Annotated in this window: 28 protein-coding genes; 16 read left to right on the forward strand and 12 right to left on the reverse strand. The window is 63.2% G+C overall.

Annotated elements, in window-relative coordinates:
• Nucleotides 1-7 precede the first annotated feature (7 nt).
• The 6 genes from rsmA to lptF all read right to left on the reverse strand — a co-directional run bounded on the left by rsmA (nt 8) and on the right by lptF (nt 7,612).
• Complete coding sequence (gene rsmA, locus FJ942_RS03515; protein WP_140728199.1) at nt 8-844, reverse strand: 16S rRNA (adenine(1518)-N(6)/adenine(1519)-N(6))-dimethyltransferase RsmA; 837 nt, start codon at nt 842-844, stop codon at nt 8-10.
• A 10-nt stretch (nt 845-854) separates the two neighbouring features.
• Nucleotides 855-1,871: a 4-hydroxythreonine-4-phosphate dehydrogenase PdxA gene (gene pdxA, locus FJ942_RS03520; protein WP_181169793.1), complete on the reverse strand. Its 1,017-nt coding sequence runs from the start codon at nt 1,869-1,871 to the stop codon at nt 855-857.
• 13 nt (nt 1,872-1,884) lie between these two features.
• Complete coding sequence (locus FJ942_RS03525) at nt 1,885-2,817, reverse strand: peptidylprolyl isomerase (RefSeq protein ID WP_181165136.1); 933 nt, start codon at nt 2,815-2,817, stop codon at nt 1,885-1,887.
• Nucleotides 2,818-2,907: 90 nt separating this feature from the next.
• Entirely contained in the window at nt 2,908-5,328 is a 2,421-nt protein-coding gene (locus tag FJ942_RS03530) for an LPS-assembly protein LptD (protein WP_181169795.1), read from the reverse strand.
• On the reverse strand, nt 5,328-6,413 hold the full coding sequence (lptG, locus tag FJ942_RS03535; protein WP_181165175.1) for an LPS export ABC transporter permease LptG: 1,086 nt from the start codon (nt 6,411-6,413) through the stop codon (nt 5,328-5,330). The genes FJ942_RS03530 and lptG overlap by 1 nt, the downstream gene beginning before the upstream one ends.
• Nucleotides 6,410-7,612, reverse strand: a complete 1,203-nt coding sequence (gene lptF, locus FJ942_RS03540) for an LPS export ABC transporter permease LptF (RefSeq protein ID WP_140494430.1) — start codon at nt 7,610-7,612, stop codon at nt 6,410-6,412. The genes lptG and lptF overlap by 4 nt, the downstream gene beginning before the upstream one ends.
• 362 nt (nt 7,613-7,974) lie before the next feature.
• Between lptF and FJ942_RS03545 the strand changes: the two genes are divergently transcribed.
• Nucleotides 7,975-9,495 carry a leucyl aminopeptidase gene (locus FJ942_RS03545; RefSeq protein ID WP_140520639.1) on the forward strand — a complete coding sequence of 507 codons (1,521 nt, stop codon included), beginning with the start codon at nt 7,975-7,977 and terminating at the stop codon, nt 9,493-9,495.
• Between the two features lie 9 nt (nt 9,496-9,504).
• Entirely contained in the window at nt 9,505-9,954 is a 450-nt protein-coding gene (locus FJ942_RS03550; protein ID WP_140494426.1) for a DNA polymerase III subunit chi, read from the forward strand.
• A gap of 92 nt (nt 9,955-10,046) precedes the next feature.
• Here the strand turns inward: FJ942_RS03550 and FJ942_RS03555 are convergent, their stop codons facing one another.
• Both FJ942_RS03555 and FJ942_RS03560 read right to left on the reverse strand, forming a co-directional pair.
• Nucleotides 10,047-10,646, reverse strand: coding sequence for a YdeI/OmpD-associated family protein (locus FJ942_RS03555; RefSeq protein ID WP_140520638.1), 600 nt, complete (start codon nt 10,644-10,646; stop codon nt 10,047-10,049).
• Between the two features lie 140 nt (nt 10,647-10,786).
• Nucleotides 10,787-11,251 carry a carboxymuconolactone decarboxylase family protein gene (locus FJ942_RS03560; protein ID WP_140897224.1) on the reverse strand — a complete coding sequence of 155 codons (465 nt, stop codon included), beginning with the start codon at nt 11,249-11,251 and terminating at the stop codon, nt 10,787-10,789.
• A gap of 85 nt (nt 11,252-11,336) precedes the next feature.
• On the opposite strand from FJ942_RS03560, the gene FJ942_RS03565 reads away from it, so the two are divergent.
• The 5 genes from FJ942_RS03565 (at nt 11,337) to FJ942_RS03585 (ending at nt 14,352) form a co-directional block, all read left to right on the forward strand.
• Entirely contained in the window at nt 11,337-11,996 is a 660-nt protein-coding gene (locus tag FJ942_RS03565) for a TetR/AcrR family transcriptional regulator (protein ID WP_140494420.1), read from the forward strand.
• A 37-nt stretch (nt 11,997-12,033) separates the two neighbouring features.
• Nucleotides 12,034-12,645: a hypothetical protein gene (locus FJ942_RS03570; RefSeq protein WP_140555734.1), complete on the forward strand. Its 612-nt coding sequence runs from the start codon at nt 12,034-12,036 to the stop codon at nt 12,643-12,645.
• Nucleotides 12,642-13,490: a 23S rRNA (adenine(2030)-N(6))-methyltransferase RlmJ gene (locus FJ942_RS03575; RefSeq protein ID WP_140494416.1), complete on the forward strand. Its 849-nt coding sequence runs from the start codon at nt 12,642-12,644 to the stop codon at nt 13,488-13,490. Before FJ942_RS03570 ends, FJ942_RS03575 begins: the two co-directional genes overlap by 4 nt.
• Nucleotides 13,491-13,525: 35 nt before the next feature.
• Complete coding sequence (locus FJ942_RS03580) at nt 13,526-13,786, forward strand: DoxX family protein (RefSeq protein WP_181165134.1); 261 nt, start codon at nt 13,526-13,528, stop codon at nt 13,784-13,786.
• Between the two features lie 113 nt (nt 13,787-13,899).
• Nucleotides 13,900-14,352 (forward strand): hypothetical protein, encoded by a 453-nt coding sequence (locus tag FJ942_RS03585; RefSeq protein ID WP_140494414.1) that lies wholly within the window; start codon nt 13,900-13,902, stop codon nt 14,350-14,352.
• A 134-nt stretch (nt 14,353-14,486) separates the two neighbouring features.
• Here FJ942_RS03585 and FJ942_RS03590 read toward each other — a convergent pair whose 3' ends face one another.
• Nucleotides 14,487-14,798, reverse strand: a complete 312-nt coding sequence (locus FJ942_RS03590) for a transcriptional regulator (RefSeq protein WP_140494412.1) — start codon at nt 14,796-14,798, stop codon at nt 14,487-14,489.
• A 226-nt stretch (nt 14,799-15,024) separates the two neighbouring features.
• Here FJ942_RS03590 and FJ942_RS28415 point away from each other — a divergent pair, with 226 nt between their 5' ends.
• The 3 genes from FJ942_RS28415 to FJ942_RS03600 all read left to right on the forward strand — a co-directional run bounded on the left by FJ942_RS28415 (nt 15,025) and on the right by FJ942_RS03600 (nt 16,751).
• Nucleotides 15,025-15,195: a hypothetical protein gene (locus FJ942_RS28415; RefSeq protein ID WP_181167200.1), complete on the forward strand. Its 171-nt coding sequence runs from the start codon at nt 15,025-15,027 to the stop codon at nt 15,193-15,195.
• A 142-nt stretch (nt 15,196-15,337) separates the two neighbouring features.
• On the forward strand, nt 15,338-15,772 hold the full coding sequence (locus tag FJ942_RS03595) for a histone (protein ID WP_140897225.1): 435 nt from the start codon (nt 15,338-15,340) through the stop codon (nt 15,770-15,772).
• 382 nt (nt 15,773-16,154) lie between these two features.
• Nucleotides 16,155-16,751, forward strand: coding sequence for a glutathione S-transferase family protein (locus tag FJ942_RS03600; RefSeq protein WP_140494408.1), 597 nt, complete (start codon nt 16,155-16,157; stop codon nt 16,749-16,751).
• Between the two features lie 62 nt (nt 16,752-16,813).
• Here FJ942_RS03600 and FJ942_RS03605 read toward each other — a convergent pair whose 3' ends face one another.
• Nucleotides 16,814-17,470: an outer membrane protein gene (locus tag FJ942_RS03605; protein ID WP_140494406.1), complete on the reverse strand. Its 657-nt coding sequence runs from the start codon at nt 17,468-17,470 to the stop codon at nt 16,814-16,816.
• A 411-nt stretch (nt 17,471-17,881) separates the two neighbouring features.
• Between FJ942_RS03605 and FJ942_RS03610 the strand changes: the two genes are divergently transcribed.
• The 6 genes from FJ942_RS03610 (at nt 17,882) to FJ942_RS03635 (ending at nt 23,064) form a co-directional block, all read left to right on the forward strand.
• Nucleotides 17,882-18,643 carry an SDR family oxidoreductase gene (locus FJ942_RS03610; RefSeq protein WP_140520633.1) on the forward strand — a complete coding sequence of 254 codons (762 nt, stop codon included), beginning with the start codon at nt 17,882-17,884 and terminating at the stop codon, nt 18,641-18,643.
• Nucleotides 18,640-20,703 (forward strand): excinuclease ABC subunit UvrC, encoded by a 2,064-nt coding sequence (gene uvrC, locus FJ942_RS03615; RefSeq protein WP_140520632.1) that lies wholly within the window; start codon nt 18,640-18,642, stop codon nt 20,701-20,703. Before FJ942_RS03610 ends, uvrC begins: the two co-directional genes overlap by 4 nt.
• A gap of 171 nt (nt 20,704-20,874) precedes the next feature.
• Nucleotides 20,875-21,471: a CDP-diacylglycerol--glycerol-3-phosphate 3-phosphatidyltransferase gene (pgsA, locus tag FJ942_RS03620; protein WP_140494400.1), complete on the forward strand. Its 597-nt coding sequence runs from the start codon at nt 20,875-20,877 to the stop codon at nt 21,469-21,471.
• 1 nt (nt 21,472) lies between these two features.
• Nucleotides 21,473-21,727: a molybdopterin converting factor subunit 1 gene (gene moaD, locus FJ942_RS03625; RefSeq protein ID WP_140520631.1), complete on the forward strand. Its 255-nt coding sequence runs from the start codon at nt 21,473-21,475 to the stop codon at nt 21,725-21,727.
• A gap of 1 nt (nt 21,728) precedes the next feature.
• Complete coding sequence (locus tag FJ942_RS03630) at nt 21,729-22,211, forward strand: molybdenum cofactor biosynthesis protein MoaE (RefSeq protein ID WP_140517865.1); 483 nt, start codon at nt 21,729-21,731, stop codon at nt 22,209-22,211.
• Between the two features lie 85 nt (nt 22,212-22,296).
• Complete coding sequence (locus FJ942_RS03635) at nt 22,297-23,064, forward strand: YbaY family lipoprotein (RefSeq protein WP_246679643.1); 768 nt, start codon at nt 22,297-22,299, stop codon at nt 23,062-23,064.
• A 26-nt stretch (nt 23,065-23,090) separates the two neighbouring features.
• On the opposite strand, the gene FJ942_RS03640 is transcribed toward FJ942_RS03635, so the two are convergent.
• On the reverse strand, nt 23,091-23,699 hold the full coding sequence (locus FJ942_RS03640) for a class I SAM-dependent methyltransferase (protein WP_140738121.1): 609 nt from the start codon (nt 23,697-23,699) through the stop codon (nt 23,091-23,093).
• A gap of 131 nt (nt 23,700-23,830) precedes the next feature.
• The gene (ndk, locus tag FJ942_RS03645; protein WP_010915217.1) at nt 23,831-24,253 is read right to left on the reverse strand and encodes a nucleoside-diphosphate kinase; all 423 of its coding nucleotides are present in this window, start codon (nt 24,251-24,253) and stop codon (nt 23,831-23,833) included.
• Between the last annotated feature and the right edge of the window lie 161 nt (nt 24,254-24,414).

The raw sequence follows: 24,414 nt of genomic DNA on the forward strand, positions 1-24,414 counted from the left end.
GGCGGCATTACACCGCATTGGTCAGCCGCACGAACTCCTCGACATCGAGCGTCTCGGCGCGCCGGGTCGGGTCGATCCCGGCGCGTTCGAGCAGGGCCTCGCCGCCGAGGCTCTTCACGCTCTGCCGCAGCATCTTTCGGCGCTGGCCGAAGGCGGCTTCCGTGACGCGGCCGAGTTTTTTCACGTCGGCGCATAGCGGTGTCACACGCGGCTCGAGATGGACCACGGAGGAGGTCACCTTGGGCGGCGGTGTGAACGCCTGGGGCGGCACGTCGAACGCTATCCTGGCCTGCGTGCGCCACCCCGCCAGCACGCCGAGCCTGCCATAGGCTTCGCTGCCAGGCGCGGCGACGATACGCTGGGCCACCTCACGCTGGAACATCAGGGTCATCGAGGCATAGAAGGGAGGCCAATCCGCGACGGTCAGCCAGCGGACCAGCAGTTCCGTGCCGATATTGTAGGGCAGGTTGGCCACGATCCTGACCGGACCGCCGTCTCCGGCGGTCGCGGCAAGCGTCGGGAAGTCGATCTTCAGAGCGTCGCCGGAAACGACCTCCAGCCGTCCGGGATAATGGGCCGATATCTCGGCGAGGGCCGCCAGGCAGCGTTCGTCGCGCTCGATGGCGACGACCTTGCGCGCGCCGTTGAAAAGCAGGGCCCTTGTCAACCCGCCAGGGCCGGGGCCGACCTCGATTACGGTCGTCTCCGCCAGGCTGCCGGCGGCGCGCGCTATCTTGCCGGTCAGGTTGAGGTCGAACAGAAAATTCTGGCCCAGTGCCTTCTTTGCCTGCAAACCGTGGCGCTCGATGACCTCGCGCAGCGGCGGCAGCCCATCCATGCTCATGAGTTGAGCCTCATTGCGTGACAAGTTTGGCGTCGGTGTCGGCCAGCTGCCGTGCAAGCCGCAGCGCCGCCATCAGGCTGTCGGGCCGGGCGATGCCCTTGCCGGCGATATCGAAGGCGGTGCCGTGGTCGGGCGAGGTGCGGATGAAGGGCAGGCCGAGCGTGACATTGACCGCTTCATCGAAGGCCAGCGCCTTGGCCGGTATCAGCGCCTGGTCGTGATACATGCACAGCGCCACGTCGTAGCCGGCCCGGGCCCGGGCATGGAACAAGGTATCCGCGGGCAACGGCCCGAACGCGTCGATGCCTTCGGCTCGCAGGATCTCGATCGCCGGTCGGATGATGCGCTGGTCCTCCAGGCCCATGGAGCTATCCTCGCCCGCATGCGGGTTGAGGCCGGCGATGGCGAGCCGTGGGTTGGCGATGCCAAAGCGGTCCCTGAGGTCGGCGGCGGTGACCCGCGTCGTGGCGAGGATCAGGTCTGTGGTCAGCGCCTTCGGCACTTCGGCCAGCGCGATGTGAATGGTGACGGGAACGGTGCGCAGGTCGGGGCCTGCCAGCATCATCACCGGCATCGCTTCCACGCCGCTGTGGCGCGCCGCCAGATACGCCAGATATTCGGTGTGGCCAGGAAAGCGGAAGCCGGCGTCGTAGAGCGGCTTCTTGGCGATCGGGCAGGTGACGACGGCCGCGGCGTCGCCGGCGAGGCTGGCGGCCACCGCCCGATCGATCGCTTCGATGATGCCCGCCGCATTGGCCGGGTCCGGCTGGCCGGGGCTGTCGATGAAGCGGGCAGCCAGCGCAACGACCGGCAGTGCGCGGCCAAAGACCTCGCTTGCCTGCGCTGGCGTCGTTTCCTCGATAGGCAGCGAAACGCCGAGGCGGCGCGCCCGCGAGGCGATCAGCGCGGGATCGGCGAGGAGATAGAAGGGCGGAAGGGCCGCGGCGGTACGCGCCAGAAACGCGGCAATCGCGATTTCCGGCCCGATGCCGGAAGGATCGCCGACGCTCAACGCCAGCGCGCGCATCGCCCTGTCCACCTCAGCGCTTGACGATGCGGGCTTTTGCCTTCAGCTCGTCGACATATTTCTTGCTGAGATCGTCGGCCGCCTTGTCGTTGGAGCCTTCGCTCTGGAACACCATCTGGGCGACCTTGTCGTCCGACACCTCGCGCGACGAACAGATGCCGATGAACTCGACACCGCGCTCCGTTTGGCGGGTAGGCGTGGCGCCGCCAACCTTGGTGGCCTTGATCTGCTCGGCCCAGTCCGGCGGCAGTTGCGGCGCCAGCACCCGGCCGAGATCGCGAACCGTGACGTCGATCAGGCCCTTGGCGAACTGCCGCGTCGTGTTGCAGCCATTGAAGCGGGCACGCATGGCGTCGGCTTCGCGCTTGCGCTTGCCCAGCGTCGCGCTGCGTTCGGCCGCTGGCACGACGAAGATGACCTGCTGGAGCATGTATTCAGTGGCGCTCGGCTTGGAGCCGCCCTTGTCGAGCATGCGCCTGACCGCGTCCTGCTCGGTCACGCTGCCGCCCTCGCCGGAACGGTACCGCGCGCTCAAGGCCTGATTCCAGGCCATCTGGGCGCGGATGAACTCCTTGAAATGGCCCTTGCTGACGCCGGACTTTTCCATGACGCCGTCGAGCTGGCTGAGCTGCATCTTGTTGCTCGAGGCAAAGCGCTGGTACGCGGCCTCGACCTGCGCGTCGCTGATGTGAATCCCAAGCCGTCTGGCTTCGGCCATGCGCAAGGTCTGATCGATCATTTCCTGGCCGGCGTCGCCCTTCTTGCGCTGCAGCTTGAGGAAGGCGGCGCGATGCGCGATGTCGCCGCTGGTGATCGGTATGTCGTTGACGACGTACTTGATCTCGCTGGCGAAAGCCGGCGGCGTGATGACGGTCATCGACACGGATGTCGCCACCACAAGCAGCGCCAACCCTGCTGAAAAGAGGTATTTCCTCATCGCAAACATCCCAATTCTATCCCGGTCCCGCCCAACTTCATCCTTCTTCGGGGTTTGTGAAGTCCCTGCCAGCCCTATGCGGCGAAACGATGTCGCGGACTACTGGGTGGTGTCGAAGGCGCTGCTCGACGATCCGAAATCGCCGAGGGTGCGGAACGACAGGTTGAAGCCGACACTCTGCGTCACCTCCCTGGTGTGCAGGTCGCGCGACTGCGAGTACGTCATCAGATAGGTGAAGCAGGAATCATTGTAGGCGAAACCGACCCCGTCCTTGACCAGCAGGCTTTCCTCGAGGTCATAGGTTCCCGTCCCGAACACGCGCCAGTTCTCGGCAAGATGCGTGGACGCGCCGAGCGTGACCTCGTGGCGGTCGGTGGTGAAACCATAGAGCGGCTGAGCCTGGATGAAGGCGTATTTGGCGCTCAGCGACACCGGTAGGCCGGAATAGGCGGCCTTTACCTCGGCGCGGCGAACCTCGAAGCTCTGCTCGTCGAAACGGCCGCTGACCGAGGCGGCGAACCCGTTCGGGCTGCTGACGCCAAACAGGCCGACATAGTCCGACTTGGTGTTTTCGAGGCCCGAATAGGCGCCGACATTGACCAGGTCCGGCGCGTCGAAGGAGTTCTCGCCGCCGATCTGGTAGGACTGGCCGAAGATGGCGTTGGTGCCCCAGCCGTTGATGTAGGAACCGGAATAGCGAAGGCCCACATTGGCGCGCGAGCCGCCTTCGATGCGGTCATAGCCGGAGAACTTGTCGCGCTCGAACAGGGTGCTCGCGTCGAAAACCATGCTCTGCGCATCTTCGTTCGGGACGGCAAGGCCGCCGACATATTGTTCGTTCGGGCGCAGGAAGACCTGCGCCATCGGCTCGAACACATGACTGGAGCCGCTGGCCATCGAAAACAGCAGCGGCCAGCTCATCTCGAGTCCGGCGGTTGCCATATAGCGGGCGAAAGACGAGCGCATGTCATCCTGCTCGCCCAAATTCGTCGCCATCTGGTTGACGGCTGCGAGTGAAGCTGATGACGCGTTGACATAGTCGACGTCGCCCTGCAGCGCCAGCAAGGGTGTCAGCACCAACCCGTCATCGGTGACAAATGACCGCTTCCATTCGGCTTGGGCGGTGAGCCGGCCGGCTTCGCCCTCGATGCCGCGCACACGTTGGGTGCCTGAAGGGGGGAAGTAGGGAGTGAAATAGGTCTCGTCGAGGTCATCGCGGCGGATGACGCGCGAATTGACGTTGAACGACAGCTGGCCGCCTGCGACCGATGTATCCGGAATGTAGGCATAGTCAAGCGAGGGCAGCACCCAGGGCTGCTGGCCGCTTCGCGCAGCGATGCTGCTGTCGAGCGTGTTTTCCTGCACCTCGAAATGCATGGCGCGCAGGTCGAAATAATTACGGCCGTCGAGCCCCGTCAGGTAAACCGACGACTGGTGAACGTACCCGTTGTATTTGTCGATGGCGTAGGTATTCGAGAAGTTCTTGTCGGTCTGCAGCAGCACGTCCCAGCCGAAATTCCAGCGCGAATTGATGGCGAACTGGCCTTGTGTGCCCATCATGCCGCGGAATTTGTTGGGATCGCCAGCCTTGCCCGAATCGATATTGCGGCCGGCGGCGTCGATGAAGGCGTCGGGGTCTCGCTGCTGAATCCCCGCGATCTTCAGGCTGTATTCGCCATTGTTGAAGCGCTGGCGCCACTCGGCCTCACCGAGAAAGCCCTGCTTGGTAAAGCCGGTGCCGGTGACGGTCAGGTCGTAGGTCGGCGAGAGCGCGAAATAATAGGGGACCTTCACCCCCACGCCCAGATCGCTTTTGAAGACGATGCCGGGGATCAGGAAGCCGCTCTTGCGCTTCACCGTCGGGTCGGCGATCTCGAACGCCGGCAGGTAGGCTAGCGGGAAGCCGAAGAATTCGAAATTCGCGTTCTCGAAGCGGACCGTCTTCTTTTCGCCGTTCCAGATGATCTTCCTGGCCTTCACACGCCAGGTCGGCGCCTTGTCGGGCTTGTCCTCGCACGGTTCGCAGGCAGTGTAGACGCCATTGTGGAAGGTGGTCAGCACGCCGCCCATGCGTTCGGCGCTTTCGGCGGCGAAATAGGCCTTGTCGATGGTTTCGACGCGGAGCGCGTTGACGAAACCGTCGGCGAAGTCGTCGGTGATGTCGATATGATCCGAATTGATCTTGGTGCCGTCGCTGTTGATCACCTCGACATTGCCGCTTGCGACCATGCGCTTGGTGTTGCGGTTGTACTCGACCTTCTGCGCGACAAGTCGGTTGCCGCCATAGTCGATCTGCACGCCGCCGACGGCGGTCACGGTCTGATTGTCGTTGTTATAGACCAGCGTATCGGCCGCCAGCAGCATCTGCGAGCCGGACGGCACCTTGGTCGCCATGTCGCCGACATCCTGCGCGATCGCAGGCAGCGGAACCGCGCATGCAAACAGGCATGCCAAGGCGGTCGCCGCATAAAGGCGCGCCAAACCGGCCTGCCTGTTACTGGGCAAAAAGGCCTCCCTCACTAGCCGTCTTCCTTGTATAGCAGGAAAGTCACCCCGAAGAACATAGCTACCACGACCGGCACCCAGGCAGCTACGACAGTCGGCACGAACCCCGCCACGCCGAATGCCTTCACCAGCACCGAAACGACATAAAGCAGAAACCCGGCAACGACGCCACCCAGAATCATCGTTGCCGATTGCCCCATCCTCGCAAATCGCATTGAAACTGTTGCCGCAATTAGCGTCATGGCGACGAGCAGGAACGGCAACGCCACCAGCGAATCGAACTGCATGGCAAAGGCATTTGCCTTGAGGCCGAAGGAACGGGCAACCTCGATTTTTCCCGGCAGATCGTAGAATGGAATGGTCTCCGGGCGCGCCAGCCGCTCCTGCACGAATTCGGGCTTCAGATTGGTCGGCACGCGATCGTTTGCCGCAGGCTGGATGGTGCCGTTCCTGAAGGTCTTGACGTCCTGCAATTCCCAGTAGCCGTCCCGCAGGTAGGCGCGCGCGGCATCCTTGCGCTCGACGATATCGCCTTGCGGGTCGAGGATGAAAAAGACAGCGTCAGCCATCTCCAGGCCCTGGTTGAGGATGGCGCGCGCTCCGATGATGGTGTCTCCGGAGCTGGTTTTCTGCCGGATCCAGGGCGCGGCGTCGGCCGACACCGTATTCGACTTGCCCGAGCGCAACTGGGTTTCGATCTGTTCGGACCAGGAAAAGGCGTGCGCTGCGAGCGGGTTGATGAGACCGACCGACAGGACGCCGAACAACAGCGCTCCGATGCAGCACGGCAGAAGGAACTGCCAGGCCGAAACGCCGGCTGAGCGCGCTATGACCAGTTCATACCTGCGGTTGAGCGAGACCAGCGTCGCCATCGCCGAGAAGAGACCGACAAACGGCACGGTCTGCAGCATGATCATCGGCATCCTGAGTCCGGAAATGGCCAGCGCCGTTCCATAGGTGAAGCCGGGCAGGCCGGTCGTGCGGCCGGAAAGCTCGGTGAAATCGATCAGGAACACCAGCGCAAGCAGGCCGATGAAGAACCACACGGTGATCGTGACATAGCGGAAGAAGAAGTAGCGTCCCAGCGTCCAGCCCATCAGCTGACCCCCTGGCCCGAGGCGCTGCGCCTGGAGAGGCGCAGCTTGACGGCATTCCAGGCGTCAGCCATCCGGCTTGCGAGATTCGTCAGCCAATCTGCCCAGGCCACTGGCAGTTCCATCGTCCGGTTGGATGCGATGAACCAGATTGCCACCGCCGACGACACGATGGGCACGCCGTAGACCATATACGCATATTGCGGGACCTCGTCGGCCTTGCTGGCGGCGAAGAAGCCCAGCCAGCGCACGAACAGCGATATCGCGATGGCCGTGATCAGCGGATTGACGCGCGCCTCGCGATGCGAGCGTGCGTCTCCGGCGACCGCCAGTGCGATCAGCGCGAAGACCATGGAATAGAGCCATTCCGAGAATCGCTGGTCGACCTCCGCCCGGTATTCGTTCGGGCGCTGCTGGTAGACCTTGTCGTTGGCACTCGGGTTGAGCAGGTACTGGGTCGTCTGGTCTTTTGGCATCAGCGTCACCTCCGACGCTGCCGCCATGAAGGCCGACATGTCGAAGGCATAGGAGGTGAAGCGGATAACCGAGAGGTCGCCGGTCAGCGTCTTTCGATGGATGACACCGTCATTCATCATCAGCACCTTTTCGCCGCCGCGTTCGACGATGCTGCCGGTCTTGGCATAATAGACGAGGTTGACGCCTTCCTCGCGCGAATCCGCGACGAAGATGCCGCCCAGCCGGTTGTCGGGAAGCCGCTCGCCGATCTGCAGGAACAGCCCATCATCGATCTTGCGGAATGTGCCCTCCTGGATGATCAGCGACAGAAGATCCGCGCGTGACTCCGCCACCAGCATCCGGTTCTTCTGGCGCGCGTAAGGGTCGATGCCGTTGTCGACGGCGAAGGAAAAGACGCTGGCCGCGGCCGCGAGAATCATGATCGGCCGCACGATGGTCCAGCGCGAGGCGCCCGCTGCGTTGACGACGGCGAGCTCCGAATCCGAATTCATGACGCTGAGCGTCTGGGCAACCGCCACCACGAGCGCGAAGGGCACCACGATCGGAATGATCGAGGGAAGAATGAGGGCCGCAACCTCGAAGAAGGTCAGCGCCGACTGGCCGCTGTCGGTGACGAGGTCGATCTTGGCCAGCACCTGCGTCGTCCAGACAATGGCCAGCGTCCAGGCCAGCGCTGCAATAAAGACCACGAAAGCGCGGCGCATGATGTAGCGTTCAACGACCTTCATGAAGGCTTTTCTCAATTTTCTCGAACGGCATCATGCCACCGGATAAGGGTAGCCGTCCGGCGACGCCCGCACAACTGGCTGCGTCGGGCTCTGTCAGGCAGACGATCCGGTTCCCGTCCCACATCGCGCGCCACGTTGGGCCGGAGTGTCGGCGGGATTGGATAAGAAAGGGCGAACATCGATGGTTAACAACAGGTTGCGGCCAAAAAGCGGAGCCGTGCCGCGACGAATCGCCGTCGATTCATGTGCCATATGGGGAGCCCGTTTGGCAAAGTCTTGCCAAATGCCGGAAAACGACCAAATGTCGCGGATCGCTCCCAACCGCTTCGCGCGAGCCGCGCATTCCCCGAAAGCAGGACATGATGAACCAGAGACCCTCGATCGCCTTCGCAAAATTCGCCGCGCCGCAGACCGCCGCGAACAGAAGGGGGACGGTCTTCGTGCTGGCGGCGGATGATGGTGGCCTGAGCGAAACCGCCGCGGCGTATGATCCCGGCAAGACGCTGGAACGGGCCTTCCCTGTGGCCGAATTCACGGCCAAGTTCGCCAGCGTGGTGGAAGTGCTGACGCCACAGGCAAGCTCGCTCGACAGGCTGGTCGCGATCGGCGCCGGCAAGGTATCCGGGCTCGACGAATACGCCTGGACGAAGCTTGGAGGCACCATCGCGGGGTCGCTACGCAAGGCGACGGACGTGGCGGTGGTGCTCGACGTGGTCGGCGCCTCGTCAAGCGGTGCGCAGGCGGCCAGCCTTGCCGCGGGTATTCTTCTGCGCAGCTATTCCTTCGATAAGTACAAGACCAGGAAAGACAAGGACGATGGCCAAGGCGACAAGGCCGAGCCGAAAAAGCCGGCCAAGATAACCATCCACACCGCCGATCCGGCGGGTGCGAAGAAGGCCTTCGCCGAGACCGAGGCGGTGATCGACGGCGTGCTTTTGGCACGTGACCTCGTCAACGAGCCGGCGAACGTCCTGGGACCTGTCGAGTTTGCCGCCCGCGCCAAGGAACTGGAGGCCCTCGGCGTCAAGGTCGAGATCCTGGCCGAGAAGGAAATGAAGAAACTCGGCATGGGGTCGCTGCTCGGAGTCGCGCAGGGCTCGCCGCGCGGCGCCCGCATGGCCGTCATGCAGTGGAACGGCGGCAAGGCCAAGGACAGCCCCGTCGCGTTCATCGGCAAGGGCGTCACCTTCGACACCGGCGGCAATTCGATGAAACCGGCATCCGGCATGGAGGACATGAAGGGCGACATGGGCGGCGCCGCGGCGGTGACCGGACTGATGCATGCGCTCGCCGCCCGCAAGGCGAAGGCCAATGTCGTCGGCATCATCGGGCTGGTGGAAAACGCCGTCGACGGCCATGCGCAGCGTCCCGGCGACATCGTTACCTCGATGTCGGGCCAGACCATCGAGGTGCTCAACACCGATGCGGAGGGGCGCCTGGTGCTGGCCGACGCGCTCTGGTACTGCAATGACCGCTTCCAGCCGAAGTTCATGGTCAACCTGGCGACGTTGACCGGCGCGATCATGGTCGCGCTCGGCCAGCACTATGCCGGCCTGTTCTCCAACAATGACGAACTGGCGGAACGCCTGGCGACAGCCGGGCAGTCGACGCAGGAGCGGCTGTGGCGCATGCCGCTCGGTCCCGAATATGACAAGCTGATCGATTCCAAGAATGCAGACATGAAGAACATCGGCGGCCGCTATGGCGGCGCCATCATCGCCGCGCAGTTCTTGCAGCGCTTCGTCAAGGACACGCCCTGGGCGCATCTCGACATCGCAGGCACTGCCATGGGGGCGCTGTCGAACGAAATCAACCAGTCCTGGGGTTCCGGCTTTGGCGTGCGGCTGCTCGACCGGCTCGTGCGCGATCACTACGAGAGCTGATCGGGACCCATGGCCGACGTGCTGTTTTATCACCTGACCGAATCGACGCTGGAGGATGCGCTGCCCGGCCTACTTGAGCGCAGCGTCGATCGCGGCTGGCGCGCCGTGGTGCAGACAGGCACCGAGGAGCGGCGCGACGCGCTCGACCAGCATCTGTGGACGTTCCGTGACGATTCCTTCCTCGCGCACGCCACTGATCGCGAAGCCCATCCCGCTGAACAGCCGATCCTTTTGACCACCGGCGAAGGCAACCCGAACGCGGCGCAGATACGCTTCCTGGTGGACGGCGCTGCGCCGCCGGACCTTGGCGGCTACGAGCGCGCCGTGTTCCTGTTCGACGGCCACGATGCGGCCCAGGTCGAGGCCGCCCGCGGGCACTGGAAGACGATGAAAGACGCCGGCCACGCGGTGACGTATTGGCAGCAGACGCCCGACCGCCGCTGGGAGCGCAAAGCCTAAGGGACGTCACCGGTGGCTGATCGCTACCCTGCTGGTATGTGGGGTCGCGATCATCGAGCCGGAAGAAACCTGTCGCTCGTACATGAGCAGCCTTATTTCTTCCCCTGCGGATGGATCGTCTCGCCGCGTTTGAGCATCTCGACAAAAGTCTCGATCTTCTTCCTGCGCCCGGCTTCGGTCTTCATGTTGTGGATACGGAAGGCGAGCGCGAAGCGGTTCTGCGCGCTGAGTTTTTCGAGCATTTGCCGAGCCTCTGGCTCGGCATCGATCGCGGCCTGCAGGTCATCGGGAATTTTCATGTCCTTGCCGCTGGCATAGGCACGCGCCCAGCGGCCATCGGCCTTGGCGGCTTCGACCTCGGCGAGCCCATGCCGCGTCATCCGGCCGTCGTCGATCAGCCGGGCGACATTGTCGATGTTGATCTGGCTCCAGATGCTTTTCTTCGTCCTCGGCGTGTAACGCTGCAGGAAGCTCTTGTCGTCGAGCCCCTTGCGCACCGCGTCGATCCAGCCCCAGCACAGCACGACCTCGATCGCCTCCTTTGCCGAGATCGACTTCAGTCCCGAGCCGGTCTTGTGGATTTTGATCCAGACCTCGGTTTCCCTGTCATGATGTTCACCGAGCCAGGTATAAAAGCTCTCGGCGTCCTCGAATTCGTGCACCTTGTCGGGGTCGACCTTGACCGGCGCCATTTGCGGCCTCGTCCATGCTTTGCGATTGCACTTTCAATGCGGCATTTCCCGCTGGATGACAATCGAAGGCGAAGATGATGGCTGTCGGATGAGGGCAGTTCTGCGGTGGCCCGCAGGCGCGGACCACCGCGGGTGTCGTTTCACTGCCCGCCCATTTCCTTCTTGAACGTGTCGAAATCGACCTGCATGCCATTGAAGATGGTGCTCCAATGGCTGGTCAGCGCCGCCATCGCCACCGCCTCCTGGATTTCCTCATCGGTAGCGCCGGCGCGCTTGGCGTTTTGCGTGTCCGACCAGATGCAGTAGTTGCACGGGATCTGCGCCGCCACTGCCAGCGAGATCAATGACTTTACCTTTGGCTGCAGCGCCGTCTTGTCGCTGAGTTCGATGGCCTTGACCTCGGCCCAGGCGCCGGGCAGACCGGCTTTGGGAAGTTGCTTCACAAAGCTCGGCACGCCGCCCATGGTCGACTGGATGTCCTTTATGGTTGCATCGTAGTCGTCGGCATAGGCAGGGGCCGCGGCGAGGACGCAGGCCACGGCGGTTAGAGCCAACGCACGATGGAGGGACGAATGCACGGATTTGGCAATGCGATGGTGTGACATGTTTTCCTCCTCTGGTCTTTGTTAGCCTTACTGTGTAAGGTGAAGTGAAAAATGAACCTTACGCTGTAAGTTGTCAAGCGCGGCCATGGACTCATCGATCAAAAAAAAGCGAGCACGCGGACGGCTGTCCCGCGAGATGATCGAGGATGCCGCTTTCGAGGTGATCGAGAAGGAGGGCCTTTCCGGTTTTTCGATGCGCAAGCTCGCCGCCGTGCTCGGCTGCGAGGCGATGAGCATTTATCATCACTTCCCCTCGCAAGCGCACCTCTATGAGGCGTTGGTCGATCGCCAGGTCAGCGGGATGGTTATCCCCGACGACAGCATGCCGTGGCGCGACAGGATTCGGATGGTCATGCATGAGTTTCGCCGTGTTGCGAGGGAGCACCCGGCCTTTGCGCCATTCCTTGTCGTCTACCGGATGAATTCGCCGCCTTGCCTTGCTATGCTGAACGGCGTCATCGGCCTGTTCGAGGCTGGCGGTTTCGGCCCGGAACTCAGCGCCAGGCTGTTTCGCACCGCCAGCTATTATCTCATGGGCGCGATCCTCGACGAGACCGCGGGCTACGCCAAGGGCCCGTCGGCGGTGACCACCGTCGACGACGAGCAACTGGCGAAGGATTTCCCCAGTGTCATGGCGGCCGGGACCTATTTCGGCACCGGCGGTTTCGACAAGACATTCGAACTCGGCCTCGACATGCTATTGGACGAAATGGAGCGCCTGCGCGACAGCGCCAATGCAGCCTAATTGTCCGGCAACGTCCGACTACAAGGTGATTCCCTGAATGCGCTTTCTGTTCCTGTTGATCCTGCTCGCCGGCATCGGCGTCGGCGCCATCTATCCATGGGCGATGACTAATTTCTCCGGTCACCAGATCGGCAGCTGGCGGGTCTATGAGGGCGGCCGCTTCAGGCAGGTCACGGTGCCGCTTGCCGCGCGCGATGCGCCGGTCAGGGTGCTGGTCGACTTGACCGCGAGGGCCGAGCGCATCGTTTCGCAGCAGCGCACGGTGCTGACGCTGACAGCCGCCTCCGGCGGCCGCACGGTGCTTGCCTCGACGCTTCAGTTCAATCATTCCGACAATCCGCGTCAGGCGAGCCCGCAACTGCCCGACAAGATCTTCCGCGATGAGGCTGGCGTGATCCGGACCGTCGGCCCCGGCCCCTATGTCTTCACCGTCGGTCCCGGCGACGCCGACGACATCCCGATACGCGCGGTCGATCTTGTCTTGCGCTCCGGTGTGGGCGAGACCGACAGCCGTGCGCGACCGGTTGGCTTCGCGCTGATGGCGATCGGCTTGATCGGCTTCCTGCTGTCCTTGCGTTCTGCCGGCGGCCGGCCGCAAAATCCGAATTCACAGCCACCGCCGCCACGTTGGGGCAGGGGTTCCACATGAACTATCGCCACGCCTATCACGCCGGAAATTTTGCCGACGTCGTCAAGCACGTCGTGCTGACGCGGCTGCTTGAATATCTGAAGCAGAAGGACAAGGCGTTCCGCGTCATCGACACTCATGCAGGCATCGGCCGCTACGATCTGTCCTCGCTCGAGGCGCAGAAGACCGGCGAATGGCAAGGCGGCATCGGCCGGCTGGTCGATGCCGCGCCCGAAGCCCAGGCCGCAATGCTGCTCGCGCCCTATCTCGACGCGGTGCGTGCGTGCAACGCAGACGGTCCATTGAAAAAATATCCGGGCTCGCCGCTGGTCGCGCGGCACCTTCTGCGTAAGCAGGACCGGCTATCGGCGATCGAGCTGCACCCGAAGGATGTCGCGAAGCTGAAGACGGAATTCGCCGGCGATTTCCAGACAAGGGTGATCGAGCTCGACGGCTGGCTGGCGCTCGGCGCACACCTGCCGCCGAAGGAAAAGCGAGGACTGGTGCTGATCGATCCGCCATTCGAGGAAGAGGGCGAGTTCGGCCGCCTCGTCGACGGGCTGGCGAAGGCGCACAAGCGCTGGCCGGGCGGCATCTATGCGCTGTGGTATCCGATCAAGGACCGCAAGGCGGTGATTGGCTTCCGCAAGGCACTGAAGGAAACCGGCGTTCCGAAATTGCTCGACATCGAATTCGAAATCCGGCCCGCGTCGCAAGAGCCCAGCCTCGACGGCAGCGGCCTGGTCGTGGCCAACCCGCCTTTCACGCTGGAAGGTGAATTGCGCATTCTCCTGCCGGCCCTGCACAAATTGCTGGTCTTGGAAAAGCCGGCGCACTGGACGCTGAACTGGCTGGCAGGGGAGTAGCAGCGGGATGCAGGCTGCGAGCGGCGTCCTTACAGATGCGCCAAGACAAACAGTTAAAGCGGGTCTGCGGCCGGCCCGGCTCCGCTCCGCTGGAATTGGTGGCCGGCTTCTGCCTCGCCATCGGCGCCGCGGTGCCCTATGCCGCCGGCGCGCTCATCCTGTTCACGGTGGCGGCGAACCTGCTCGTCCTGCCCTTCTGGCGCCATCACGGGCCGGAAAGGCAGGCGCTGAGGTCCGCCTTCCTGGTCAACATCGCCGTTATCGGCGGGCTGCTGCTGGCGGCGCGCCCCGGCTGATGGCCGGCGGCCAAAGTCGGCGGCCACGCCCTGGAAACCATTGTCAATGCAATCGCTTGACCGCCGCCCGGCGAATCCCGCACAGTGCGCGCAATCGACCTTGAGAGGCTGCCATGACTCGCTTCGCCCGCTCCGCCCTTGCCGCCCTGATCTCGCTCTGCACGCCATTTGGCACATCGCTTGGCTTCACCCAGGCGGCGCAAGCCGCCGATCTTGCCGTCTATTCTGACGAGGACAGCGGCATTTGCGGCGAAGCCTGGGTGCTGAACAAGATCACCAGCCGCTTCTCCTATCAGGTGCGGCACGTCCCGCACCTGCCGGATGTCGCGATCACCGATTTCCACCGCATCCACCAGCACCGCTACTTGCCGGCCAGCGAGGAATGGCCGATCGGCCGGCGCTATTGCGGCGCCACGGTCGCCCTGTCAGATGGCCGCGACCGCGCCATCTGGTACCTGATCGAGGAAGGCCAGGGCTTTGCCTCGATCGGCGACAATGTCGAATTCTGCGTCTCGGGCTTCGACCGCTGGATGGTCTACAACGGCCGCTGCCGCATCCTGCGGTAGCGGGCGGTTTCCAGTCTCGATTTCGTTAGAGCCTGCGGCTCAAGCCGCGGGCCTTTTCTGCGACTCGGGGTATCGGCCCTGACGAAAATATGTGCCGCGCGGCACGCGCCGACAATTTCTGCCCAATCGCAGTGCTATTTCCTGCCTCGCGTCGCCTCGGCTTCACCGATGATCTTTCGAAGAAAGGCAACGTGACCGCGAAAAGCGCGGCGCCCGATCGTCGTTGCTTTGATCCGTGTCCGCGGCCGCCGCCCGACGAAAAGCTTTTCAACATCGACGTAGCCCGCTTTGGCCAGCGTATCGAGATGCGCGCCGAGATTTCCGTCGGTGGTTTCGATCATGGCTTTCAGTTGCGTGAACTCCAGCGCCTCGCGTCTTTCCAGCGTGTTCAGGGCGGCCATGATCCTGAGCCGTGTACCCTGATGGATGATGTCGTCGGCACTCATCAATGGCTCCAATGCTGCGGACCTTGAGCTGTCACCCTACGGCTCTGCAGCCTCGGGCAGTACTAACCATTCGCCTTTGTGAACGACATCGAACACACTTGTCAGAATACTCTGGCATACAGAGTAATCTGTCAATTCAGTGATGAAGCCAGGCTTGACAAGGTGATCTCCAGATCGGCGCATCGCATTGCACTTGTAATCCGAAGGGACCGGTCGCCTGCAAAAGATGATCATTCTCTATAAGCCGCAGCTCATGATATTCGCGGCCGAAGATCAATGCGCGAAGCTGCTTGCTGATCTTTGCAGCTTCATGGCAGGCGCGCCCACGCAGCGCATCGAGAATGTCGATGCCAAATTGCTGGCGATATCGGAAGATAACGCCATATTTTTGCGATGATGAGTGTGATCATGTGTCGATCGCAACGAAAATTTAAGCTGAGAAAATCATATCATTGCTTCGCTGGCTAGCGAGGCGCGAGTCAGATAAGCATGACACGCCGGGCCATTAACGGTCGTCGGCATAACGCAAGGGGCATCGCATGGCTAAGCAGTCATCAAAAGCGCCGGCATCCAAGGCACCGGCAAAGAAAGCACCTGTAAAAGCGGCGGCGGCGAAAGCCGCGACCGCGGTCAAGAAAGCGGCACCCGCTGCCAAGCCGAAGGCGGCAGCGCCGAAGGCAAAGGCGGCACCGGCCAAGAAGCCGGCAGCCAAGACAGCCGCGAAACCGGCGGCGAAGAAGGCAGCGCCCGCCAAGGCCAGCGCCGCATCCGCAAAGAAGGCTGCACCGGCCAAGAAGGCCGCTCCGGCAAAGAAAGCCGCTCCGGCCAGGAAGCCGGCTGCCAAGGCCGCGGCCAAGCCCGCTGCCAAGAAGGCAGCCCCGGCCAAGGCTGCCGCGGCGAAGTCTTCGGCACCGGTGAAGAAGGCGGCGCCAGCCGCCAAGAAAGCAGCGCCGGCGAAGGGCGCGAAGAAGTAGTCACGTTTCTTCGCGCCGGGGACCGTGTCGGCAGAAATGAGGGCAGGTGCCGTTGAGGCCTCGCCCTCTGCTCTGGCATTGGGGCGCAACGAGAGGGGCGGACGCCAGATATCTTTCGCAGCTCCCAGGACTTCGCCGCAGGGCGAAGTCCGGTGGGCTTTTGTTGCCCGCGCCATCACGCGGCGACGGGACGATCGTTGGTCTTGTCGGCCTGTCGGAGTTTGCCGCCGTCACCATGTGGCGCATCCTGATCAAGGCGTACAAGAGACCAAGGCATGCAGGAGTGGTCGCCGGCTGCTGGCGGCTGGTTTTTCCGCTTCTGGCTGTTGCGCGGGGAAGGGCGCCCGGTCAACAGTGACGGGCTGCCAACAGGAACCCGATCATGCCGAAGCTGCTTTACGCCTCCACGTCCCCCTATAGTTCCAAGGTACGAATGGCGGCCCTTTATGCCGGCATCGCGGTCGACCTGGCGCCTGTCAAGACCGAAGACAAGCCGGCCGAACTGATCGGCGCCAATCCGCTGGGCAAGATCCCCGTGCTGGTGCTCGACGACGGCCGCTCGATCCACGACAGCCGAGCCATCACCCAGCAGCTCAACCGGATGTCGAAGAGCGCGCTGTTTCCGCGCAATCCCGACAAGCGGCTGGAAGCGGAAGTGCTGGAAGCGTTGGCGGACGGCATCTGCGACTGTGCGCTGTCGATGGTTTATGAGCGCCGCACGCGGCCCGAGGAGATGGTCTACCAGCCCTGGCTCGATCGCCAGTGGGCGAAGATCACCGCCGCGCTCGATCTACTCAACGCCAATCCGCCGAAACTGCCGAAGAAGATCACCGCCGGCCAGATGGCGCTGCGCGCCTGCCTTGGCTACCTGGCGCTGCGTTTCGCCGGGAAATGGGAAAAAGGCCGCAACCGGCTGGTCCGCTGGGCCGCGCGCTTCGATGAGAAATTCCCGGACCTGAAACCCTGCGTTCCCGCGTGAGCGGCCGACAATAAAAAAGCCGGGCGCGAGGCCCGGCTTCTTCGTGTCGTGGCTTGAACGACTCAGAACTTCATACCGACGCCGAAGGTGACGCGGTTGTCGGTGGCCTTGACCTTGCCAATGCCATCGAAGTCCTTGCTGCCGAAGTCGGTGTAGCGGTATTCGACGCGGCCGAACACATTGTCGGTCAGCTTGATGTCGGTACCAAGACCGGCGGTCCAGCCGATCATGGTGGCGCGGTCGCTGGCGCCGAGGACGCTGTCCTCCACCTTCAGGCTCCTGCCGGCGAGACCACCGGTGCCGTAGAGCAGGATTTCCGGGGTCACAGCGTAGCCGAGACGGGCACGCAGCGAGCCTTCGAAGCCGGCCTTGGAATCGATGCCATTATCGTCGCCCTTGACGCCGTTGTAGCCGAGTTCGGCTTCACCGCCGTAGACGAAGTTCTCCTGCTGCCACTGATAGCCGCCGAAGACGCTGCCGATGAAGCCCTTGGTATCGGTTTCAACGTCGAAATCCTTTTCCTTGGTACGGCCGCTGAAGCCATAGCCAAGATTAAGACCGGCATAGGGGCCGGCCCAGGACGCGACGGGCAGTTCGGCGACCGGGGCAGGCGCCGGCGGCTCTTCCTGGACCACATCGGCGGCATAGGCAGTTCCACCGAGGGCGAAGAGCCCGAGCGCTACGGCCAGCGGCCGTGCGAATTTGAGATTGGCTTGCATTGTTGTTTACTCCTTAAGCCACAGGACACAGGCTTGTTCTTACGATCGCCCATCAACCCGTCCGGGGGGTGAAACGGATCTGGCGTTCGTCGGTTCCAAATGTCGTGTCGAAATACGGCTGAAGCGAACCTGAACTTGGGTCATTCCCCGGCGCGAATGAGGCAGAAATTTGGCGTTGCATCTTCGCAACAGCGAAATGTCAGCAGATTGGCCGTGCTGCACCGCAGGTGGCTTGGTGCAAGGAGTCCAGCCTCCTATATTGTGTTGAGGCCGGCTCATTGCCGGCCGGCTCGAGATGCCGAACCGGCCGTTTCGCCACAATGTTGCCGCAGCTGCGAACGCCATTTAACGGGTGGCGGGCCATAATTTGCCGGCGCCCTCCTTCGTGCCGAAACCGAGGATTGACAACAGATGAGCAAAGCCACCGCGGCGCTGGTGACGGGCGGGGCAAAACGGATCGGTAGCGCGATTGTCGAGGATCTCGCCGCCCACGGTTTTGCCGTCGCCATTCACTGCAACCGCTCGCGCGACGACGCGGATGCGCTTGCCCAGCGGATCAACCGCGCCGGCGGCCACGCCGCCGTGGTCGCCGCCGATCTGACCGATATGGCCGAGGTCGGCGACCTGGTCGGCCGCGCCGAAGCCGCGCTCGGGCCGATCTCGCTGCTCGTCAACAACGCTTCGCTGTTCGAGGACGATTCGGTTCTTGATTTCGACTGGCAGGGCTGGGACCGCCACTTCGCCATTCATGTGAAGACCCCGGCACTGTTGACGCAGAACTTTGCCCGGGCCCTGCCGGACGGGCAGGAGGGGCTGATCGTCAACATGATCGACCAGCGTGTCTGGCGGCCGACGCCGCGCTACTTCTCCTATGCGCTGTCGAAGTCCGCCTTGTGGACGGCAACCCAGATGATGGCGCAGGCGCTCGGCCCGCGCATCCGCGTCAACGCCATCGGTCCTGGCCCGACCTTGAAGAACGCGCACCAGGACGACAGTGACTTTGCCGCGCAACTCGCCGGTCTCATTTTGAAACGCGGCCCGCAATTGCCGGAATTCGGCGCCACAATCCGCTATCTCTGGGAAGCCCGCTCGGTTACCGGGCAGATGATCGCGCTTGATGGCGGCCAGCATCTTGCATGGCGCACACCTGATGTGACAGGCATGACGGAATGAGTCCCGCAGAGCAGAAACACAAGATGCGTGGCGGCGCCGACGATCTGCCACCCGAAATCGACCTCGAGGACGAGGCGGCGGAGGAGATCGTCGAACCGGCCGGCCCGGACGTCGCCTTCACCGCCATCGACTGGACGCCGCATGCCGGCGATGCCGACGGCATGGTCGGCGCCGAAGTGATCCAGACGCTGGTCAAGCGGCTGCCCAATGCGCCGGGCGTCTACCGCATGATGAATGCCAATGGCGACGTGCTCTATGTCGGCAAGGCCCGCAGCCTGAAGAAGCGCGTCACCAATTACGCGCAAGGCCGCTTCCACACCAACCGCATCGGCCGCATGGTGCGCGAGACCGCGACGATGGAGTTCGTCGTCACCCGCACCGAGATCGAGGCGCTGCTGTTGGAGGCCAACCTCATCAAGCGGCTGCGGCCACGTTTCAACGTGCTGATGCGCGACGACAAGTCGTTTCCCTACATTCTCTTGACGGGCGACCATGTCTCGCCCGGCATCTACAAGCATCGCGGCGCGCGTTCGCGCAAAGGTGATTATTTCGGCCCCTTCGCTTCCGCGGGCGCGGTCGGCCGCACCATCAATTCCTTGCAGCGCGCCTTCCTCCTGAGGAGTTGCACCAACTCCTTCTACGAGAACCGCACGCGGCCTTGCCTGCTCTATCAGATCAAGCGCTGCGCCGGTCCGTGCACCGGCGAGATTTCGCATAGCGACTATGCCGAGCTGGTTGCCGAGGCGAAGGATTTTCTTTCCGGCCGCAGCCAGAAGGTGAAGACCGAGATTTCGGCCGCCATGCAGCAGGCCTCGCAAGACCTCGATTTCGAGCGCGCCGCCATCTATCGAGACCGGCTGGCGGCACTCTCGCACGTGCAGAGCCACCAGGGCATCAATCCGCAGACCGTCGACGAGGCCGATGTCTTCGCAATCCATCAGGAGGGCGGCCAGGTCTGCATCCAGGTGTTCTTCTTCCGCACCGGCCAGAACTGGGGCAACCGCGCCTATTTCCCGAAGGCCGATCCGGCGCTGGAAGGGGCCGAGGTGCTGGGCTCGTTCCTGGCGCAGTTCTATGACGACAAGCCGACGCCGCGCGCCATTCTGCTGTCGCACGCCGTGGAGGACCAGGAACTGTTGGCCGAGGCGCTCTCGACCCGCGCCGGCCGCAAAGTATCGATCTCGGTGCCGCAGCGCGGCGAGAAGAAGGACCTGACCGACAACGCGTTGCAAAATGCCCGCGAGGCGCTCGGCCGTCGGCTGGCCGAAACCTCGACGCAGGCCAGGTTGCTCGCCGGCTTCGCCGAGACCTTCGGGCTCGAAAAGCCGCCGGTGCGCATCGAGGTCTACGACAATTCGCACATCATGGGCACCAACGCCGTCGGCGCCATGGTCGTCGCCGGGCCGGAAGGTTTTGTGAAGAACCAGTACCGGAAATTCAATATCCGCTCGACCGAGATCACGCCCGGCGACGATTTCGGCATGATGCGCGAAGTGATGGAGCGGCGCTTTTCACGATTGCTCAAGGAGCATGGCGATGTGACGCCCAACGATGCCGCGGCAGGCGAGGCGGACAGCGATGAGGGCGACATGTCGGGCGGCTTCCCTGCCTGGCCCGACGTCATCCTGATCGATGGCGGCCAGGGCCAGATGAGCGCCGTGCGCAAGATCCTCGCCGATCTCGGCATCGAGGACCGGGTCGTGGCCATTGGCATCGCCAAGGGCCAGGACCGCGACGCGGGCCGCGAGCGCTTCTTCGTCAAGGGCAGGGACTCGTTTTCGCTGCCGGTACGCGACCCGGTGCTCTATTTTGTCCAGCGCCTACGCGACGAGGTTCACCGTTTCGCCATCGGCTCGCACCGGGCCCGCCGCAAGAAGGAGATGGTCAAGAGCCCGCTCGACGAGATCGGCGGCATCGGCCCCAGCCGCAAGCGGGCGCTGCTGATGCATTTCGGCACCGCCAAGGCGGTCGGTCGCGCGGCAATCGAGGACCTGGTAAAGGTCGAAGGCATTTCCGAGCAGGTGGCCAGACTGGTTTACAACCATTTCCACGAGAACTGATGCATGTCGCCCGAAAGCGACCGTCGGCTCCCGGGCGAAGCAAGGAGCGGCGCGGCGTAGCCCGCGAGATGACAAGATTGGCCTATTTTTGCTGGCCAATCGATTTTGGCCTGTTGACCCCCTACATCAGCTTCTGATTTGAGTACGCAGGCAGAAAGAGTTCCCCCGGATATGGCTCAGCGCGCGTTCAACCTTCCGAACATCCTCACCTACGCCCGCATTATCGCGGTGCCGCTGGTGGTGCTGTGCTTTTTCCTCGAGGGACATCTGAAGTCGAGCGACTTCGCCCGCTGGTCGGCGCTGATCATTTTCCTGCTGGCGTCCATCACCGATTATTTCGACGGCTATTTCGCCCGCGCCTGGAAGCAGACCTCGAACATCGGCAAGATGCTCGACCCCATTGCCGACAAACTGCTGGTCGCGACATGCCTGCTGCTGCTTGCCGCCGACACCGACCGCCATGCCGGCATTGCCGGCTGGTCGCTGTGGGCGGCGATCATCATCCTGTGCCGCGAAATCCTGGTTTCGGGCCTGCGCGAATATCTGGCGGCGCTCAAGGTCTCCGTGCCGGTGACGCAGCTTGCCAAATGGAAGACCACCATCCAGATGGTCGCTATCGCCTTCCTGCTCGCCGGTCCGGCCGGCGACAAGATTTTTCCGCTGACCACACAGACCGGCCTGGTGCTGTTGTGGATCGCGGCCCTGGTCACGCTTTACACCGGCTATGACTATTTCCGCGCCGGCCTCAAGCACATCATGGACGAATAGGATGACGAAGCTCATCTACTTCGCCTGGGTGCGGGAGCGAATCGGCAAGCCGGACGAAGACGTGGACTTGCCGCATGGCGTCGAGACGGTCGCGGACCTCTTGCGCTGGCTGAAGTCGCGCGGCGAGGAATACGACCATGCGCTGCAATATCCCGACGTGATCCGCGTCGCTATCAACCAGGAACATGTCGAGCACGGCGAAAAGATATCTGGCGCGCGCGAGATCGCGCTGTTTCCGCCGATGACCGGGGGCTGAGATGGCCGGCGCGGTCGTACCTGTCGTGCGCGTCGAGGCGCAGGATTTTGACGTCGCCGCCGAAATCGCCAGACTGACGCAAGGCCGCGCCGACATCGGCGCTGTGGTCACCTTCTCGGGCCTGTGCCGTGACGAGCAGGGGACGCTCTCGGCCCTTGAGCTCGAGCATTATCCGGGTATGGCAGAGGCCGAAATCGCCCGCATCGCGGCCGAAGCGGTTCAGCGCTGGCCGCTGCAGGGCATCACCGCCATCCACCGTCATGGCAAGATCCGGCCAGGCGAGAACATCGTGCTGGTGGTGGCGGCCTCCGTGCATCGGCAAGCCGCGTTCGAGGCGGCGAATTTCCTCATGGATTATCTGAAGTCGCAGGCTCCCTTTTGGAAAAAGGAGCATCATGCCGACGGCTCCGAGGGCGGCTGGGTCGAGGCCAAGGAGAAAGACGAGCAGGCGGCAGGGCGCTGGAAAAGGCCACCGTCCGAATAATTTTGCATCAGCCACGCATTGACCGCAATCCTTTGGCCAATTCGTTGTTGGTCAGCCTGGGCTGTGGCCAGCCCGGGGAAGGGAGATGGTCGTGCTGGACAGGATAGCGGAGTTCTTCGTCTTCGGTTTCGTGCCTCTGGTCGTCGGTATACTGGCCGTGCCGGAACTCTCCGTGGCCGCCGAAAAAGCCCTGAAAGGCGAGGTGACCTACCGCGAGCGCATCGCCTTGCCGCCCAATGCCGTGCTCTCGGTCCAGCTTGCCGATGTCTCGTTGGCCGATGCGCCCGCCAAAATCGTCGGCGAACAGAAGCTGACGCCGGCAGGCCAGGTGCCGATCAGTTTTACGGTCAAATTCGATCCGTCCCGGATCCAGCGGCGGATGACCTATGCGTTGCAGGCCCGCATCACCGTCGGCGACAGGCTCCTGTTCATCTCGGATGAGCGCCATCAAGTCGATCCGCTGACCGATGCGCCGCAAACCATCATGCTCAAGATGGTGACGCCAAGCCCCGAGCCCACTGCTTCCGTTCTCGATCAGCTTTGGCTTCTCGATTATGTCGACGGCGTAGCCATCGCCGCGCCGCAAGCGACATTCCGGGTGAGTGAAGCAGGCAAGGCCGGCGGCAACGGTCCCTGCAACAGCTATTTTGCCACCGCCAACCTCGATGGCCAGAAGATCGCGATCAGCGACATCGGCTCGACCTACAAGGCCTGCGCGCCCGAGGTGATGGCGGAGGAAAAGGCGCTGTTCGAGGCTCTGGCAAAGGCGGCTTCGTATAAAGTCGGTGCCGGCAAGTTGACCATCGCCGACGGGAACGGCCGCGAAATCCTGCGTTTCAGCGCCGCGAGCTGATGCCGTGAAACGGCTGTCGGCGGAGGTCAGCCGCTCATTTTTTCGAACACGGCGCCATAGTGGTAGGGCGGCACCTCGACCAGCTCGATGAATTTGAGGCCGGCCGCCTCGACGGCCGTGATGGTCTGTTCCGGCGATATCCTCAATTCGGTCTTCGGTCCGCGGGGCTCGCCGAGCACCGTGGTTTGTTCACGCGGCTGCTGATGCCAGTTGACGACAACAAAGCGTCCGGCAGGGACGAGCGCTTCGCTAACGGCTCGCGCCAGCCGTGGCCGGTCCGGCACGCCGTGGAAGGCGTTTGCCATGAAGATGAAATCGACGGGGCGGGATATCAGGCTCGCGAGTTCATAGGCATCGCCCGCTACGAGATCGAAATTCCTCGTGCCGTTTTCATTGAGCCGGCGACGGGTGACGTCGAGCAGGTCGGCATCGATATCGATGCCGACGACATGGCGGGCGACCCTGGCGATGGGCAACGTAAACCAGCCGTCGCCACAGCAGAGGTCGGCCACCTCCATGCCCGGCTTCAGTCCCGTTGACGAAAGCACGGCACCGGGGTCGGGCCACAGCACCTCCCACCAGCCGCTCGATGGCATCTCGGTGCCCTGGAAGAAGCCGGGAATGGTGCTGGTCATGCTTCGCCGGCTCCCTGTGCCTGACCGACTTTAGCGCGGGCAAGGGTTCAACGGCAGTGCCGGATCGATCCGTTTCAATGAAAAAGGCCGGCAATCCGCCGGCCTTTTTCGGTCACAATGTCAGGGTCGGCTCAGCCGACGATCTCGGTGTCGGAGAACCAGTACTTGATCTCCTGCGCAGCGGTTTCCGGCGCGTCCGAACCGTGCACCGAATTCTCGCCGATCGACAGCGCATGCACCTTACGGATGGTGCCTTCGGCGGCGTTGGCCGGGTTGGTGGCGCCCATCACCTCACGGTTCCTGGCAATGGCGTTCTCGCCTTCCAGCACCTGCACGATCGTCGGCGCCGACGACATGAATTCCACCAGCTCGCCGAAGAACGGACGATCCTTGTGGACGGCGTAAAAACCTTCCGCCTCGCGGCGGCTCATCCAAACGCGGCGCGAAGCGATGACGCGCAGACCGGCATCTTCCAGCATCTTGGTGATAGCGCCGGTGAGATTGCGCCGCGTTGCGTCCGGCTTGATCATGGAAAAGGTGCGTTCGAGCGCCATTGGGTCGTCCTTGTCTGGTTGGATTGGGAGTGGCGGGCTCTATACAAGCCGGCCGGCCCATTGCCAAGAGGAAGTCGACGGGGGTGTCGTAAGCAGATGAGTTGTCCGGATTAGGTAGCACGTGAGTTGTCCGGTTTTATCGCCAGCGGATGGAGGCTGGG

Source organism: Mesorhizobium sp. B2-4-2, assembly GCF_006442845.1.
GTDB lineage: Bacteria > Pseudomonadota > Alphaproteobacteria > Rhizobiales > Rhizobiaceae > Mesorhizobium.

What these genes read in the sequence shown, in the direction of transcription:
- ndk (WP_010915217.1), bottom strand. Translation starts at nt 24,253, where the DNA reads ATGGCGCTCGAACGCACCTTTTCCATGATCAAGCCGGACGCAACGCGG.
- FJ942_RS03525 (WP_181165136.1), bottom strand. Translation starts at nt 2,817, where the DNA reads ATGTTTGCGATGAGGAAATACCTCTTTTCAGCAGGGTTGGCGCTGCTT.
- FJ942_RS03550 (WP_140494426.1), top strand. Translation starts at nt 9,505, where the DNA reads ATGGCCGACGTGCTGTTTTATCACCTGACCGAATCGACGCTGGAGGAT.
- FJ942_RS03570 (WP_140555734.1), top strand. Translation starts at nt 12,034, where the DNA reads ATGCGCTTTCTGTTCCTGTTGATCCTGCTCGCCGGCATCGGCGTCGGC.
- FJ942_RS03605 (WP_140494406.1), bottom strand. Translation starts at nt 17,470, where the DNA reads ATGCAAGCCAATCTCAAATTCGCACGGCCGCTGGCCGTAGCGCTCGGG.
- FJ942_RS03575 (WP_140494416.1), top strand. Translation starts at nt 12,642, where the DNA reads ATGAACTATCGCCACGCCTATCACGCCGGAAATTTTGCCGACGTCGTC.
- FJ942_RS03555 (WP_140520638.1), bottom strand. Translation starts at nt 10,646, where the DNA reads ATGGCGCCGGTCAAGGTCGACCCCGACAAGGTGCACGAATTCGAGGAC.
- pdxA (WP_181169793.1), bottom strand. Translation starts at nt 1,871, where the DNA reads ATGCGCGCGCTGGCGTTGAGCGTCGGCGATCCTTCCGGCATCGGGCCG.
- FJ942_RS03630 (WP_140517865.1), top strand. Translation starts at nt 21,729, where the DNA reads ATGGCCGGCGCGGTCGTACCTGTCGTGCGCGTCGAGGCGCAGGATTTT.
- FJ942_RS03585 (WP_140494414.1), top strand. Translation starts at nt 13,900, where the DNA reads ATGACTCGCTTCGCCCGCTCCGCCCTTGCCGCCCTGATCTCGCTCTGC.
- FJ942_RS03545 (WP_140520639.1), top strand. Translation starts at nt 7,975, where the DNA reads ATGAACCAGAGACCCTCGATCGCCTTCGCAAAATTCGCCGCGCCGCAG.
- moaD (WP_140520631.1), top strand. Translation starts at nt 21,473, where the DNA reads ATGACGAAGCTCATCTACTTCGCCTGGGTGCGGGAGCGAATCGGCAAG.
- FJ942_RS03640 (WP_140738121.1), bottom strand. Translation starts at nt 23,699, where the DNA reads ATGACCAGCACCATTCCCGGCTTCTTCCAGGGCACCGAGATGCCATCG.
- lptF (WP_140494430.1), bottom strand. Translation starts at nt 7,612, where the DNA reads ATGAAGGTCGTTGAACGCTACATCATGCGCCGCGCTTTCGTGGTCTTT.
- FJ942_RS03635 (WP_246679643.1), top strand. Translation starts at nt 22,297, where the DNA reads ATGGTCGTGCTGGACAGGATAGCGGAGTTCTTCGTCTTCGGTTTCGTG.
- rsmA (WP_140728199.1), bottom strand. Translation starts at nt 844, where the DNA reads ATGAGCATGGATGGGCTGCCGCCGCTGCGCGAGGTCATCGAGCGCCAC.
- FJ942_RS03565 (WP_140494420.1), top strand. Translation starts at nt 11,337, where the DNA reads ATGGACTCATCGATCAAAAAAAAGCGAGCACGCGGACGGCTGTCCCGC.
- FJ942_RS03560 (WP_140897224.1), bottom strand. Translation starts at nt 11,251, where the DNA reads ATGTCACACCATCGCATTGCCAAATCCGTGCATTCGTCCCTCCATCGT.
- FJ942_RS03580 (WP_181165134.1), top strand. Translation starts at nt 13,526, where the DNA reads ATGCGCCAAGACAAACAGTTAAAGCGGGTCTGCGGCCGGCCCGGCTCC.
- FJ942_RS03595 (WP_140897225.1), top strand. Translation starts at nt 15,338, where the DNA reads ATGGCTAAGCAGTCATCAAAAGCGCCGGCATCCAAGGCACCGGCAAAG.
- FJ942_RS03610 (WP_140520633.1), top strand. Translation starts at nt 17,882, where the DNA reads ATGAGCAAAGCCACCGCGGCGCTGGTGACGGGCGGGGCAAAACGGATC.
- FJ942_RS28415 (WP_181167200.1), top strand. Translation starts at nt 15,025, where the DNA reads ATGATCATTCTCTATAAGCCGCAGCTCATGATATTCGCGGCCGAAGAT.
- FJ942_RS03590 (WP_140494412.1), bottom strand. Translation starts at nt 14,798, where the DNA reads ATGAGTGCCGACGACATCATCCATCAGGGTACACGGCTCAGGATCATG.
- FJ942_RS03600 (WP_140494408.1), top strand. Translation starts at nt 16,155, where the DNA reads ATGCCGAAGCTGCTTTACGCCTCCACGTCCCCCTATAGTTCCAAGGTA.
- uvrC (WP_140520632.1), top strand. Translation starts at nt 18,640, where the DNA reads ATGAGTCCCGCAGAGCAGAAACACAAGATGCGTGGCGGCGCCGACGAT.
- pgsA (WP_140494400.1), top strand. Translation starts at nt 20,875, where the DNA reads ATGGCTCAGCGCGCGTTCAACCTTCCGAACATCCTCACCTACGCCCGC.